Annotated in this window: 13 protein-coding genes; 9 read left to right on the forward strand and 4 right to left on the reverse strand. The window is 62.4% G+C overall.

The genetic code is table 11. The annotated features are described in order from the left end of the window. Nucleotides 1–103: 103 nt before the first annotated feature. From smc to RBH19_RS04665, 4 genes are all read left to right on the forward strand, one after another. Nucleotides 104–3,601: a chromosome segregation protein SMC gene (smc, locus tag RBH19_RS04650; protein WP_306727647.1), complete on the forward strand. Its 3,498-nt coding sequence runs from the start codon at nucleotides 104–106 to the stop codon at nucleotides 3,599–3,601. A 79-nt stretch (nucleotides 3,602–3,680) separates the two neighbouring features. Then, entirely contained in the window at nucleotides 3,681–4,622 is a 942-nt protein-coding gene (gene zipA, locus RBH19_RS04655; protein WP_306727648.1) for a cell division protein ZipA, read from the forward strand. 3 nt (nucleotides 4,623–4,625) lie between these two features. Next, nucleotides 4,626–6,950: an NAD-dependent DNA ligase LigA gene (gene ligA, locus RBH19_RS04660; RefSeq protein ID WP_306727649.1), complete on the forward strand. Its 2,325-nt coding sequence runs from the start codon at nucleotides 4,626–4,628 to the stop codon at nucleotides 6,948–6,950. An 87-nt stretch (nucleotides 6,951–7,037) separates the two neighbouring features. Beyond that, complete coding sequence (locus tag RBH19_RS04665) at nucleotides 7,038–7,553, forward strand: DUF1499 domain-containing protein (RefSeq protein ID WP_306727650.1); 516 nt, start codon at nucleotides 7,038–7,040, stop codon at nucleotides 7,551–7,553. Between the two features lie 84 nt (nucleotides 7,554–7,637). Here RBH19_RS04665 and RBH19_RS04670 read toward each other — a convergent pair whose 3' ends face one another. The 3 genes from RBH19_RS04670 to RBH19_RS04680 form a co-directional block, all read right to left on the reverse strand. Further along, on the reverse strand, nucleotides 7,638–8,453 hold the full coding sequence (locus RBH19_RS04670; protein ID WP_306727651.1) for a foldase protein PrsA: 816 nt from the start codon (nucleotides 8,451–8,453) through the stop codon (nucleotides 7,638–7,640). Between the two features lie 54 nt (nucleotides 8,454–8,507). Then, nucleotides 8,508–8,789, reverse strand: coding sequence for a BolA family protein (locus tag RBH19_RS04675; protein WP_306727652.1), 282 nt, complete (start codon nucleotides 8,787–8,789; stop codon nucleotides 8,508–8,510). Between the two features lie 83 nt (nucleotides 8,790–8,872). Continuing rightward, nucleotides 8,873–9,172, reverse strand: coding sequence for a YciI family protein (locus RBH19_RS04680; protein ID WP_306727653.1), 300 nt, complete (start codon nucleotides 9,170–9,172; stop codon nucleotides 8,873–8,875). A 197-nt stretch (nucleotides 9,173–9,369) separates the two neighbouring features. On the opposite strand from RBH19_RS04680, the gene RBH19_RS04685 reads away from it, so the two are divergent. The 5 genes from RBH19_RS04685 to rluB all read left to right on the forward strand — a co-directional run bounded on the left by RBH19_RS04685 (nucleotide 9,370) and on the right by rluB (nucleotide 14,271). Beyond that, on the forward strand, nucleotides 9,370–9,993 hold the full coding sequence (locus RBH19_RS04685; RefSeq protein ID WP_306727654.1) for an L-threonylcarbamoyladenylate synthase: 624 nt from the start codon (nucleotides 9,370–9,372) through the stop codon (nucleotides 9,991–9,993). 119 nt (nucleotides 9,994–10,112) lie between these two features. Then, the gene (locus tag RBH19_RS04690; protein WP_306727655.1) at nucleotides 10,113–11,330 is read left to right on the forward strand and encodes a tryptophan--tRNA ligase; all 1,218 of its coding nucleotides are present in this window, start codon (nucleotides 10,113–10,115) and stop codon (nucleotides 11,328–11,330) included. 53 nt (nucleotides 11,331–11,383) lie between these two features. Next, a complete protein-coding gene (locus RBH19_RS04695) occupies nucleotides 11,384–12,367 on the forward strand; it encodes a segregation and condensation protein A (RefSeq protein ID WP_445353965.1) in 984 nt (327 codons plus the stop codon). Beyond that, entirely contained in the window at nucleotides 12,360–13,379 is a 1,020-nt protein-coding gene (gene scpB, locus RBH19_RS13635) for an SMC-Scp complex subunit ScpB (RefSeq protein WP_374728958.1), read from the forward strand. The genes RBH19_RS04695 and scpB overlap by 8 nt, the downstream gene beginning before the upstream one ends. Continuing rightward, on the forward strand, nucleotides 13,351–14,271 hold the full coding sequence (gene rluB, locus RBH19_RS04705; RefSeq protein WP_306727656.1) for a 23S rRNA pseudouridine(2605) synthase RluB: 921 nt from the start codon (nucleotides 13,351–13,353) through the stop codon (nucleotides 14,269–14,271). The genes scpB and rluB overlap by 29 nt, the downstream gene beginning before the upstream one ends. Before the next feature lie 5 nt (nucleotides 14,272–14,276). Here rluB and RBH19_RS04710 read toward each other — a convergent pair whose 3' ends face one another. After that, entirely contained in the window at nucleotides 14,277–14,903 is a 627-nt protein-coding gene (locus tag RBH19_RS04710) for an FkbM family methyltransferase (protein ID WP_306727657.1), read from the reverse strand. Nucleotides 14,904–14,952 lie beyond the last annotated feature (49 nt).

Below are 14,952 nucleotides of genomic sequence, written 5' to 3' on the forward strand. Positions count from 1 at the left end.
ATACGATACTGCATCGTCCAAGGGGGCGTCCGGTACCGAACCGACTGACCCGGGACGGCCTGGTGCCGGTCCCGTCTATCCCATTCTGGAATACGGAACATTCATGCGACTGAGCAAGATCAAACTGGCCGGATTCAAGTCCTTCGTGGATCCGACGACCATCACCTTTCCCACCGCGCTGACCGGCATCATTGGCCCCAACGGCTGCGGCAAGTCCAACGTGATTGACGCCGTGCGCTGGGTCATGGGGGAAACCTCCGCAAAACATCTGCGCGGTGCCTCCATGGCGGACGTGATCTTCAACGGCTCCACCAGCCGCAAGCCGGTTGGCACGGCCTCCATCGAGCTGGTTTTCGACAACTCCGATGGCAGCGTGGGCGGGCAGTATGCCGGTTACAACGAGATTTCCGTGCGCCGGCAGGTCTCCCGTGATGGCACCTCCAGTTATTACCTGAACGGTTCCCGCTGTCGCCGCCGGGACATTCAGGACATCTTCCTCGGTACCGGCCTGGGTCCGCGCAGCTACGCCATCATCGAGCAGGGCATGATCAGTCGCCTGATTGAAGCCAAGCCCGAGGAACTGCGGGTCTTCCTGGAAGAGGCGGCCGGGATTTCCAAGTACAAGGAACGGCGCCGGGAGACGGAGAACCGCATCCGCCATACCCGCGAGAACCTGGATCGCCTCAGTGATCTGCGCGAGGAAGTGGAAAAGCAGCTGAACCACCTGGACCGGCAGGCGCGCACGGCCGAGAAGTACAAGGCCCTGAAGGGCGAGGAACGCGAGCTGCGGGCCCAGTTGCTGGCGCTGCGGATCGGTGATCTGGATGGGGGGCTGGAAAGTCAGGACCGGCGCCTGGCGGAGATTGAGAACCGCATGCAGGCGGAGATCAGTCACCAGCGCAGCCTGGAAAAGGATCTCGAAGCCGAACGTGAGCGCCAGGCCGAGGCCAGCGAATCCTTCAATTCGGTGCAGGCACGCTATTACAGCACCGGCGCGGAGATCAGCCGGGTCGAGCAGGCCATACAGCACGCCCGTGAACTGCGCCAGCGCCAGGTGGAAGATCTGGAGCGCGCCGAACACGCCCTGGAACAGACGCGCAGCCACATCCGTCGGGACGAGGAGCACCTGAGCGAGACCCGTGCCGGCCTGGAGGAAATGGAGCCTGGCCTGGAGCGACTGCGCGAGGCGGCCGAGCAGTCGGCGGTGGCCCAGGAGCAGGCGGAAGCGAAGATGAACGATTGGCAGGAGCGCTGGGACCGCTTCAGCCGTCAGGCCGGGGAGCGCCAGCAGACCGCCGAAGTGGGCCGCACCCGAATCGAGCACATGGAGAGCCAGATCCGGCGCAGCATGGAGCGGGTCGAGAAGCTGCGTCAGGAAAAGGAGCAGCTCTCCACCCAGGCCATGCAGGGCCAGCAGGAAGAACTGCGCGAGGAGCGCAGCCGCCAGGGGGAACGGCAGGAAGCCATCGCCGAGCAGCTAGACAGCGCCCGGGAAGCCCTGGAGGCCAGTCGCGGGGAGGATCGCGACCTGGGCCGTCGCCTGCATGAACGGCGCCAGGAGCTGCAGTCACTGAGTGGCCGCATCAGCTCCCTGGAGGCGCTGCAACAGGCGGCCCTGAAGAAGGACGGAGGTGAGAGCGCGGACTGGCTGGCCCGACAGGGTCTGGAGCAGCGTCCGCGCCTGGCCGAACGCATTCAGGTGGAGAGTGGCTGGGAGCGGGCCGTTGAAACGGTTCTGGCCCATCACCTGGAAGCGGTCACGGTGGACGAAATGGCCCTGGCCCTGGATGAGTTGCCGAGCCTGGAGCGCGGTTCCGTAGGTCTGGTGACCGCATCCGGCCGCGTTGCGGGTGCCAGCGGCAGCCTGGCCGAAAAAGTGCAGGGGCCGGCCGTCCTGGGCGAGTTCCTTGCCGGCGTGCGGGTCGCCGAGAGCGTGGAGGCAGGAAATCGCCTGCGGGCAGATTTGCGTGAAGGCGAGTCAGTCATCTGCCCGGACGGCACCTGGCTGGGCCGTGAATGGCTGCGGGTAACCCGCAGTGAAGACGAGGAAGCCGGTGTCCTGGAGCGTGAGCAGACGCTCAAGCAGCTGCAGGCACGCCACCAGGCGCTTGAGGAAGAATGCGAACAGCTGACCGAGTCCCTTGAGGCGGCTCGAGGCGGTCTCAAGGAGAAGGAAGGCGCGCTTGAAGACATGCAGCGCGAGTTCAACCAGCTGCATCGCAGCAACGCCGACCTGGACGCCCGCCTGGAAGCCCTGACCTCCCGCATCGATCAGGCCAATGAGCGGCGCGAGAAGCTGGCCGCGGAGATTGCCGAGCTGGAGCAGCAGATCGACGAACAGAATACCCAGCTCAAGCAGACCCGTGGAGAGCTGGAGTCGGCGGTGGATTCCATGCAGGCCGGCGAAAGTGAACGACGCGGCCTGGAAGAAGAGCGTGACGGGCTTCGCGAACAACTGGAGGCCGCACGGCGTCAGGCCCGGGAAGACCGGGATGCCGCCCATGAACTGGCTCTCAAGGTGGAAGCGCGGCGTTCCAGCCTGGACTCAACCCAGCGCAGCCTGGAGCGCATGCAGGCCCAGCTTGAGGACCTCAGCGCGCGTCGTACGGCCCTGAGCGACAATCTGGAAGCCCATGTCGACCCCGTCGGTGAGCATGAAGAGCAGCTGGAGACGCTGCTGGAACGTCGCAAGCAGGTGGATGAAGAGCTGGGGCAGGCACGGCGCCAGATGGAGACCATCGACGCCGAGATCCGCGAGAAGGAGAAGCAGCGCGTCGAGCACGAGAAGAAGGCCGCCGAACTGCGTGAGGACCTGGAAAAGCTGCGGCTCGAGAGTCAGGAAGCCCGGGTCCGGCGCGAGACTCTGGTGGAGCAGCTGGAAGAGCTGGAGACGACGTTGGAGCAGGTCAAGGCGGGACTTCCGGAAGAGGCGAACGTACGCGACTGGGCCGAATCCCTGGAAGGTGTGGAGCGGCGCATCGCTCGTCTGGGCAATATCAACCTGGCGGCCATTGACGAGTTCCGCGAGCAGTCGGAGCGCAAGCAGTACCTGGACGCCCAGTTCGATGATCTCACCGAAGCCCTGGAGACCCTGGAAGCGGCCATCCGCAAGATCGACCGCGAGACCCGGACCCGCTTCAAGGAGACCTTCGACAAGGTCAACAGCGGCCTCAAGGAAACCTTCCCGCGCCTCTTCGGTGGTGGCCACGCCTACCTGGAGATGACAGGCGAGGATTTGCTGGATGCCGGTGTGGCGGTAATGGCGCGCCCTCCGGGCAAGCGCAACAGCAGTATCAGTGCCCTGTCCGGCGGTGAAAAGGCTCTGACCGCCGTGGCACTGGTGTTTTCCATCTTCGAACTCAACCCGGCACCGTTCTGCATGCTGGACGAGGTGGATGCGCCGCTGGACGATGCCAATGTGGGCCGCTTCTGTGCCCTGGTGAAGGAGATGAGCGAGCGGGTCCAGTTCATCTTCATTACCCACAACAAGATCACCATGGAGCTGTCCAACCAGCTGCTGGGTGTCACCATGAACGAGCCGGGCGTCTCGCGCCTGGTCTCGGTGGATGTGGACGAGGCCGTGGAAATGGCGTCGGCCTGAGCCGGCCGGCGTTGCGGACAAGGTGCCCCTGGCCTGAGTCAGGGGGCCCCTCCAACTCAAGACAGAAGGCGAAACATCCATGCCGGAACTGCGACTCGCCCTGATCGTCATTGCCGTTGTCCTGGTGGTGGCCGTCTACCTCTTCACCCGCTGGCAGGCCCGGCGAGGGGAGAGTGGGGGATCCTACCCGGATATCGGTGGTTCAAGCCGTCATCCGGGGTCGACCCGGCCTGGACGGGGGCGGCCGAAACTGGAAGGGGATGAGCTGCCCAGCATCCGGCCCGAGCGGCCGCGCGCGACAGGCCATGACAGGCATGAGCCGCCGTCCGAGACCCGGGTTCAGGCCCCGCCACGCCGTAGCGCCGAGCAATCGTCACCCGGTCCGGATTTCCGGCGCCAGGCCGAGGAACGGCTGGCCGGTATTCGCCGGCGTCTGTCCGCTGGCCTGGGTAGTCTCGCCGGTGATCGAGCGGCCGATGAGCCGGAGGCAGCGGAAGCTGTCGATGCGCCGCCTGAATCGGCACATGAAGACGATCCGGCGGCTGAAGCGCTGAAAGGCTTTGATCCGGGCTCCCAGAAGATCGTCTCCCTGCATGTTCTTGCCGTTGGGCAGGACGGCCTCGATGGCGCCTTGCTGCGCAGCCAGCTGGAAGATAATGGTTGCCGCCACGGTCAGTACGACATTTTCCATCGCACCGAGCGTGCCAGCGATGGCCGGCCGTCCCTGCTGTTCAGCGTCGCCAACGTGGTCGAACCGGGGCAGTTCGATTACGAGGCCATGGAGCAGACACTTTATCGCGGGGTGACCCTGTTTGCCGTATTACCCGGCCCCTGGCCCGGTGTGGATGCCTTCAGGGAAATGCTGGGCCTGGCCCGCCAGCTGGCCGAGACCCTCGGGGGGGAGCTCCGTGATGAAGCACGCAATGCCTTTTCACGTCAGCGAGCCGGTCATATTGAAGAGCAGATCACGGAATTCGAGCGCCTGCACCGGCAGCTCGGCAGCGATCGTCGCGGGAGCTGAGGCATGAGTCGACCCCGACAGGACGCTGCCCTCCGGGTTGCGGAACTGCGTGAGCAGATTCGCCACCATGATCATCGCTACTACATCCTTGATGAACCCGAAATCCCAGACGCCGAGTACGACAGCCTGATGGCGGAACTGCAGGCGCTGGAAGCGGAATTTCCCGATCTGCAGGATCCGGATTCACCCACCCGGCGGGTGGGTGGCCAGGCCGATAGTGCCTTCACGCCGGTTCGCCATGAAATGCCCATGCTCTCGCTGGAGAACGGTTTCGAGGTGAGCGACCTGGAAGCCTTTGATCGGCGGGTGCGCGAGCGCCTTGGCGAGTCTGATGCCATTGATTATTACGCAGAACCCAAGCTGGACGGTCTGGCGGTCAGCCTGCTGTACGAGAAGGGCGAGCTGGTACGGGCCGCCACGCGGGGTGATGGTGAGACCGGCGAGGATGTGACCCACACCGTGCGAACCATACAGGCGGTACCCCTGAGCCTGAAGGGCCGCGGCTACCCGGATCGCCTGGAAGCCCGGGGTGAGATCTTCATGACCCATGAAGGTTTCGAGCGATTGAATCGGGCCCAGCGCAAGCGGGGAGAGAAGACCTTCGTCAATCCGCGCAATGCGGCAGCCGGCAGTGTCCGACAGCTGGATGTCCGCATTGCCCGCAAGCGACCGCTGGAAATCTTCTGTTACGGGACTGGTCATCATGCCGGAGGTACGCTGCCGGACACCCAGTCCGCCATCATTCGCGCACTGGCCGACTGGGGCCTTCCGGTGTCGCCGGAAGGCCAACGACTGAAAGGTGTGAAGGCCTGCCTGGCATATCAGGAAGACATGCTCAAGCGGCGGGAATCCCTCGGCTACGACATCGACGGCGTGGTTTACAAGGTCGATCGTCGTGACTGGCAGGGGCGCCTTGGGCAGGTATCGCGGGCGCCGCGCTGGGCCCTGGCACAGAAGTTTCCTGCTCAGGAGAAGACCACCATATTGCGGGATGTGGAATTCCAGGTGGGCCGCACCGGCGCCATTACCCCGGTGGCCCGGCTGGAGCCGGTTTTCGTCGGTGGTGCCACGGTCAGCAATGCGACACTGCATAACCTGGACGAGATTCGGCGCAAGGACATCCGCATTGGCGATACGGTCATCGTCCGGCGTGCCGGCGACGTCATTCCGGAAGTGGTGGCCGTGGTGCCCGATCGCCGCCCGGCGAATGCCAGAGAAATCGGTTTCCCCGCACATTGTCCGGTATGCAACTCGGAGGTTGTCCGGGAAGAAGGAGAGGCTGCTCATCGCTGCACTGGCCGAATGAACTGCGCGGCCCAGCAGCTTGAAACCCTGCGCCACTTTGTCTCCCGGGGTGCGCTGGACATCGAAGGGCTGGGTGAGAAGAGTCTGCAGCGCTTTTTCGAGCTGGAGTGGGTGCGGCGCCCCTCGGATATTTTTCGCCTTTACCGGCATGAGGAGGCCATGCGTGAGCTGGAAGGCTTCGGCGAGCGTTCGGTGGAGAAGCTGCTGGACGAGATTGCCCAGAAGCGAAAGGTCAATGCCGCGCGTTTCGTACATGCCCTGGGGATTCCCACCGTGGGTGCCACTCTGGCGAAGACCCTGATGCGGTGTTTCGGTCGTTTCGAACATTTCCGTCGGGCGCCGTTGCCGCTCCTCCTGCTGGTTCCGGATGTGGGACGCGGTGTGGCCGGTCATATCCGCGATTTCTTCGAGGATCAAGGCAATGCCGGGGAAGTGGATAGACTTTTCCAGGGCGAATGGCCGATCGAACTGCAGGACGAGGGGGATTTCGCGGCAGATTTCGTACACTCGCTGACTCTTCGGAACCTGCTCACGGCGCTTGGCCTGAAGGGTATCGGCAAGAAGGGCGCTGAGTATGTGGATCAGCATTTCGAACGAATTGAGGATTTTGCCGCAATGGCGGATGACCGCCTGAATCAGCCGGAAGGGCAGGTCGCACGCAGCCTTGAAGGCGTCGCCAGCGCACTGAGCGAGCATGGTTTGTGGTCGGATTTGCGCCAGGTGGAGCGATGCCTCATGGAGTGGGGTATCCACTGGAGCCAGGATCGTCGTCGTTTCGGCCATCAAGGTGGTAACGGGGCGCTCGCGGGCAAGACCTTCGTGCTCACCGGGACGCTGCCGTCAATGACACGGGAAGAGGCGAAAGAGAGAATCGAAGCGGCCGGAGGCAAGGTCACCGGAAGTGTATCGGGCAAGACCGATTACCTGGTGGCGGGCGAATCGGCCGGCTCGAAACTGGCCAAGGCGGAAAAGCTCGGTGTCGAGATTCTTGACCAGGCCGGGCTGGAGCGCCTCCTGGCTTGAGTGCGGCGGGCTTGCCTAAATGTGTCGATCACAGCACACTTGGCAGATATCCTTGCTGACTGTCCCCGTGGGGCAGGAGGAAGACGCTTGAGGCATCGGTCATTCAGGAGGCTGACACCGGCACTGGCCATCGTGCTGGCCGGCTGTGCGGGAACCCAGCTGCCCCCCTACGGTATCCGTGAAGGGGAGCTGCCGCCCTGTGCCGATCACCGAACCTGCCTGTCCAGTCATGCGGACGAGCATGAGGCTTCACGGGTGGATTATCTGGAATATTCCCAGGCCCGGCGTGAGGCTCGCTCGACCCTGGCAGCCATCGTGCAGGGTTTTCCTGGTGCGCGTGTGGTGTCCAGCCACCGCAATTATCTGCGAGTGGAGTTCACTGGCACCGTGGCCCGTGATGGCGAGGATTTCTTCTTTGAACCCCAGTCAGTGGTGGATGAGGTCGAGTTCTACTTCCCACCGCAGCGTTCCATCATTCATGTTCGCGCGGCTGCTCGTGCCGGCCCCATCGACAAGGCGGGCGCCCGAGACCGCTTTGCCGCCCTTCAGGTTCTGATCGAGGAATACCAGGAACGTCGCGGGCACAGCAGCCTGCGTCTCTGACACCCCGCTTTTCCACGATGAAGAAAAAACGGCGGCCATGTGGCCGCCGTCTTGTATCAGGCATTCTCGTTCTGCACCGTTTGTTCAGTGCTTTTCAACTTCCGCGTTCTCGCGCAGTTCGGAGACATACCGCTGTACCTTCTCCTGACGAATGCGGTTGACCAGATCTTCGCGTACCTCCTCCATGGCCGGCGCGTCACCATCGCGACTGTCCACCACCTTCACCAGGTGCCAGCCGAAATTGGTCTCGACCACTTCATCGCGAACAGTACCAACCTCGGTGCGGCGAACCGCCTCCGCGAAGGGGGGCACCATCTGATCGGCATTGAACCAGCCCAGGTCACCGCCATCGGTTGCCGAGCCATCCCGTGAGTATTCAGTGGCCAGATCGGCGAAATCCTCACCGGCCTGCACGCGGGCAAGCAGCTCATTGGCCAGCGTTTCATCGTCCACCAGAATGTGTGAGGCGCGATACTCTCGTACGTCACCGAAGCGTTCATCGTAAAGAGCCTGGATTTCTTCGTCGCTGACCGGCTCGTCTTCTTCCAGTTGGCGAATCATGCGGTCGGCCAGCGTTTGCATCCGCTCCAGCGCGATCGCTGCACGAACTTCCGGATCCCGGGACAGACCGCGACGTTCGGCTTCAGCCGTCAGAAGAACCAGGTTGATGATGTGATCCGCAAGCTGATCGCGCTGTTCTGTCGGTATGCTGGCGGGATCCACGTTGGGATACTGGGCAATGAAAGCATTCAGCAGCTCTTCGGAGACGGCTTCACCATTCACGGTGGCAAGCGTGTCGCCGCCCAGGTCGCGGTAATCGTCACCCTCCCGGTCTGTGTCACCGCAGGCGGCGACAAGGAACAGGGAGCTTGCGGTCAGGCTGACTAGCAGTTTTTTCATGATTCCCTCGTTTTGCGTCGTCATGGGCATTGAATGAGCATTAAGAAAACGTGTTCAGCTGTTGTCCGGTGTTTGGGCATCGATCTGCAGGGCATGAATGTCCGTCTCCATCAGCTCACCAAGGGCGTCGAAGACCATCCGGTGCCGAGCCAGTGTTTTCTGCCCCTGGAAAGCGGATGCAATGATGTGAACATGAAAGTGCCCGCGACCATCTCGCGCTCCGGGGTGCCCCACATGGAGGTGACTGTCGTCCCGGATATGGATCTGCTCGGGCGAAAGAGCCGCTTCAAGGCGTTCGCGAATGATCTGTATTCGATTGTCGTTGCTGTCGTTCATGGATTGATGTCACTTTCTGTGATGGCTTTCACAGGCGCTGACATGATCCCGTCACCTGCTCTTGTCTGCGGATCTCGGCAATTTCAGGGCAGGGCCTTGATGAAGGGGCGAACCTCCACCGAATCGTAAACACCGGCCGCCAGATATGGATCTTCATCCGCCCATTCGCGTGCGGACTCCAGGCTGTCGAATTCGGCAATGATCACACTGCCGCTGATGCCGGATGGCCCCGGCGCAGGGGCATCGTCACGGGGGCAGGGGCCGGCAACGAGCAGGCGCCCTTCATCCAGCAGGGCCTTCAGGCGGGCCAGGTGCGCCGGGCGTGCCTCCTGACGGGCGGCCATGCTGTCCATCTGATCATGACCGACGATGACATACCACATGATTCATGCTCCCACCGGGTTCGGGGTCAAGGGGCCGTGAATGGGGACAAAGCCTACCACAGCTTGCTTCCCCGGCTCTCGCTCAGGTGCGCGTAGCAGCCCCCTGGTCCGTTTCCCGATCCGCTGCGTGTTACGATTGAGAGTCACCCGGCCGGATTCGTGGCGGGTATGGGGCAAGCAGCCGCAGGGGTTTTGCGATGAGCCAGTATTTCCAGATTCACCCGGTCGATCCGCAGCCACGGCTGATTCGCCAGGCGGTTCGGATCCTGCGGGATGGCGGCGTGATCGCCTATCCCACGGATTCCATCTACGCCCTGGGCTGCATGCTGGATGCCAAGCCGGCGGTGGAGCGCATCCAGTGGCTTCGCCAGGTGGACAAGGATCACAATCTGACCCTGGTCTGCCGTGACCTGTCGGAGATCGGCAACTATGCGCGCGTGGACAATGTGGTCTTTCGCCTGCTCAAGGCCCATACCCCGGGGCCCTATACCTTCATTCTCAAGGCCACGGGCGAAGTGCCCCGGCGCCTGCAGAACCCCAAGCGCAAGACCATCGGTATCCGGGTGCCCGATAACGCCATTGTGCGCGCTTTGCTGGAAGAGCATGGTGAGCCGATTCTCAGTTCGACCCTGCTCCTGCCCGGTGATGAAATTCCCCTGAGCGACCCCGAGGACATTCGGGACCGGCTCGAGCACCACGTGGATCTGGTCATTGATGGCGGCAATTGCGGCCTCGAACCGAGCACGGTGGTGGATCTGTCGGACGGGCCTCCGCGGGTTTTGCGGCAGGGACGGGGCGATCCCGGCGTATTTCAGCCCTGAGTGGACAGACGGCTACACCCCGGGCCGGGCGTCAACGTATAATGCCGGGTTCGCCTCGGCTTTCGCCGGTCAGGCCGCTTTATTTCATCAAATCAGAGACTTGAACGAGGAGCATTGTCTTGGTTTCCTCCAGTGGACCGAACAACCGGATTGTTTCCGGCATGCGACCCACCGGTCGTCTGCATCTGGGCAATTATCACGGCGCCCTGAAGAACTGGGTTCGTTTGCAGCATGAATATGATTGCTTCTTCTTCGTTGCCGACTGGCATGCCCTGACCACGCACTACGAGGAAACCGGCGATATTTCCGAACGGGCCTGGGATATGGTCATCGACTGGCTGGCCGCGGGGCTCAATCCGGGCTCCTCGACGCTGTTCATCCAGTCCCGGGTGCCGGAGCACGCCGAGCTGCATCTGCTGCTGTCCATGATCACGCCCCTGTCGTGGCTGGAGCGTGTGCCCACCTACAAGGATCAGCAGGAAAAGCTCAAGGAGAGGGATCTGTCCACCTACGGCTTCCTGGGTTATCCCTTGCTGCAGAGCGCGGATATTCTCATGTACAAGCCGGGGGTGGTCCCGGTGGGGGAAGATCAGGTCGCTCATGTGGAGATCACCCGGGAAGTGGCCCGGCGCTTCAACCATATCTTCGGGCGCGAGCCGGATTTCGAAGCCAGGGCAGAGACGGCGCTAAAAAAGACTGGCAAGAAGAATGCACGATTGTTCAATGACATGCGCAAGCGCTGGCAGGAGCAGGGTGACGAGGAAGCCCTTGAAGTGGCACGTGCCATGCTGGACAGCCAGCAGAATATCACCAAGGGAGACCGTGAACGGCTGTTCGGTTACCTGGAAGGCGGTGGTCGGGAAATTCTGGTGGAGCCGGAAGCCAGGCTGACCGAAACCCCCAAGATGCCGGGGCTGGATGGGCAGAAGATGTCCAAGTCCTATGGCAACACCATTGAATTGCGCGAATCACTGGATTCGGTGGAAGAGAAGATTCGTCGCATGCCCACAGACCCGGCACGTGTGCGGCGCTCGGATCCGGGTACGCCGGAGAAATGCCCCGTCTGGGATTTTCACAAGGTGTATTCCGATGAGGACACCCGTGCGTGGGTTCAGAAGGGCTGCACCACGGCTGGTATCGGCTGTCTGGAATGCAAGGGCCCGGTCATCGACGCCGTGCGCAAGGAGCTGGAGCCTATCCAGGAGCGGGCCAGGGAATACGAGAACGATCCGGATACGGTGAGGGGAATCATCCAGGAGGGCTGTGAAAAGGCCAGGGCAGAAGCCCGGGAGACCCTGGATGAGGTACGTCAGGCCATGGGGTTGCAATACCGGTGAGCGGTGATGACATGAACAGTCAGGAAGGCGAAGCACAGGGCAGGGACAGGGCCATGGAAGCCGCTCATGAGGTTGCCGGCCAGGGTGACCTGGAAAAGGCCGGAGAGCATGAGGGTGTGCAGGCCGCTCAGGAAGAGATGCCTTTCGCACTGGTTCATGGCGAGCCCTATACCAATCTGCCCAAGGATCTCTACATTCCCCCGGACGCCCTTGAGGTCTTTCTGGAGGCGTTCGAGGGGCCGCTGGATCTCCTGCTGTACCTGATCAAGCGTCAGAACCTGGACGTCTGCAATATCCCCATCGCGCAGATCACAAGCCAGTACATGCAGTACGTGGACTTGATGAAGGAACTGCGTCTTGAGCTGGCCGCCGAGTATCTGGTCATGGCCGCCATGCTGGCCGAAATCAAGTCGCGCATGCTGTTGCCACGTCCGGTGAGCGACGATGAAGACGACGAGGGCGATCCGCGTGCTGAGCTCATCCGTCGCCTCCAGGAGTATGAACGATACAAGACCGCGGCCGAGGATATCGATGCCATGCCGCGCATGGAACGGGACTTCTTCCAGGCCGAAGGTGAGCTGGTCGGGCGCCGGGTGGTTCAGATGGTGCCGGAAGTCACTCTCAAGGAACTGATCTACGCCTTCAAGGAAGTGCTGCGTCGGGCCGACATGTTCCAGCATCATCACGTTCAGCGGGAAGCGCTCTCCGTACGGCAGCGCATGTCCGAGGTACTCAGCAGCCTGGAAGGCGGTCGTTTCCGGCCCTTCGCCAGCCTCTTCCCCGGAAACGAAGGGCGCATGGGAGTGGTGGTGACCTTCATGGCCGTGCTGGAACTGGTGAAGGAGCGTCTGATCGAGATTGTTCAGGCGGAATCGTACGCCCCCATTCATGTGCGCGTGCGCACATCGGCCACCGAGGGAGATTCGCAGGATGAGGTACTGGCTGAGGAAACGTCAGCTGAGGATGCGGTTGAGGAGCCGCGCGAGGACGGGGATGAAGAAGTCGGCGCGGCCGGTGGGGGAGATCGTCATGGCTGAGGATCCGATGGAGGCACAGACATCCGACAGTGGGGTGGACACGGTTTCCGGATCTGATCGCGGCGATCAGGAGCTGCACCGACTGAAGACCATTATCGAAGGGGCGCTCCTGGCGGCGGCCCGTCCCGTTCGCCTGGAAGAACTGGAGGGGCTGTTTCAGGACGATGAGCGTCCGGACAGGAATCGCCTTCGTCAGGCCATTCAGGCGCTACAGGCCGATTACGAAGATCGTGCCATGGAGCTGCGTCAGGTGGCCAGTGGCTTCCGCATCCAGGTGCGCGAAAAGGTTTCGGACTGGGTGTCCCGCCTGTGGGAGGAACGACCCACTCGCTATTCCCGGGCCCTGCTGGAGACTCTGGCGCTGATTGCCTATCGCCAGCCCATTACCCGGGGTGAGATCGAAGAGGTGCGGGGTGTGAGTGTGTCCAGCTCCATTATCCGTACCCTGCAGGAGCGGGGATGGATCAAGGTGGTGGGCCACCGTGATGTACCGGGTCGGCCGGCCATGTTTGGCAGCACCCGGGAATTTCTGGACTATTTCGGGCTCAAGAGCCTGGATGAACTGCCGACCCTGGCCGAGATTCGTGACATCGACAGCATCAACGTCGAGCTGGAGCTCGACAACGATGCGGATGAGGGTCGCCCGGAGGCATCGAGCGAGGGCACCGGACAGGATGCCGGAGCATCAAACGAAGCAGTGGAGGGTGCCGAGGACGGCATCATTGAAGACGCCGAGCAGGGTGACAGTGTGGATGAACGTCACCTGGGCCAGGTTGCCAGCGAAGACCCATTTGAGGAAGCTGCCTTCGAAGAAGGGAATGGCGGCGAAGAACTGGATTTCGAGGACGCCGATGAGCAAACGCAGGACGAAGAAGACCGCCTCGAAACCCGGGGCGAAGCCGAAGAGACGCAAGGGGCCGGGTCCGAAGCATCCGCCGAAGAAGGCGACGAGGAAGCCGACCGCGAGCCGGACGGGGAAGACGTTGCCGAACGAGGACGTTCCGGCCACTGAGACACTGCCGCGCCAGCGTATCCAGAAGCTGTTGGCCAATGCCGGCTACGGTTCGCGGCGGGAGATCGAAGGCTGGATCACGGCGGGCCGGATTCTGATCAATGGCCGACCGGCCGGTCTGGGTGATCAGGCCGGGGAAGGGGATCACCTGACGCTGGACGGCAATACCCTGAGTCTGGACGCCGGGATGATGCCTGAGCGTCGGGTCATCCTTTACCACAAGCCCATCGGCGAGATTACCACTCGCAAGGATCCCGAGGGTCGCCCCACGGTTTTCGAGCAGCTGCCGCGTCTTCGCCGCGGCCGCTGGGTGGCGGTTGGCCGGCTGGATTACAATACCTCCGGCCTGATGGTCCTGACCACCGATGGGCAGCTGGCAGCACGCCTGATGCATCCCTCCCGCCAGTTGGTCCGCGAGTATGCAGTCCGTATCTGGGGAGAGATCAGTGACGAGGCCATTGAACGCCTGATTCGCGGCGTGGTGCTAGACGATGGTCCGGCACGCTTCGAATCCATTACCCAGGCGGGTGGCGGCAGCAGCAACCAGTGGTTTCACGTCATCCTCCGGGAAGGCCGCTATCGGGAAGTGCGTCGCCTGTTCGAGGCCGTCGGCGTAACGGTCAGCCGTCTGGTGCGGGTGCGATACGGGCCGGTCAGCCTGCCCCCGGACCTGCCCCGCGGACATTGGCGGGATCTCAAGGCCGGCGAAATCCGTGGCTTGATGGATGCGGCCGGCCTGGAAGCGGATGCGCCCTTGGCAGAGGCACCGGAAAAACAGCACTCCCGTCCGTCACGGGATTCCCGGGCAAAAAAGGGGGCGCGAGCGGGTACTGGCCGGAAAAGAGAAAACGGCAAGAGGACGCCTGGCCAGGGTGGGTCGCGGCGCGGCTAGGGAGGCTAGACCCAGTCGAGATTGACGTGATGGATCTCCTCATCCGCCAGACGCCGACGCAATTTCCGGGTCGCCTGGCGCATGGAGGGGATCTTGCTCTCGTGCGTTTCGCAGAATACCTGGTCGATCCGGTGGATGAGACCCGTGTCCAGAAGGCGCTCAAGCACCGCGTATTCGCCGCCTTCGATATCCAGTTTGAGCAGGCGGATCCGTTCGCCGGCGGATTCCACCACATCGGCAATATCCACCAGTTCAATTTCCACACCCTGATCCTTGTCCACGTTTTTCTTGTCGGCGATCAGGGAGGAGGCTTCGGAATAGTGCAGTCCGTGTTCCTGGTGACGACGGTGCAGGTAGAGTGTTGCCTGGCCGTTTTGGTCAGAAAGGCCCTTGGGAATGCATTCCACCTGGGGGTGCTCACCGAATGCCCGGTTCAGATGTTTGAAAGCGACCGGGTTGGGTTCGAAGGCCTTGATCTGCGCTCCGCAGCCAATGAGTCGCAGGGTAATACGCCCGTAGTTGGCGCCCCCGTCAATAACCACGTCACCCGATTCAATCGGGAATTGATGGAAGGCACGAACCGCCGATTTCTGGCGGCGGCGCTTCAGGAATTTTCGGATCGGGTTGTTCATGGCGGATCAGAGTACTGCAATCCCGATTCCGAGTCACGTTCCAGTATCT

The organism is Natronospira bacteriovora, from assembly GCF_030848495.1.
Lineage (GTDB): Bacteria > Pseudomonadota > Gammaproteobacteria > Natronospirales > Natronospiraceae > Natronospira > Natronospira bacteriovora.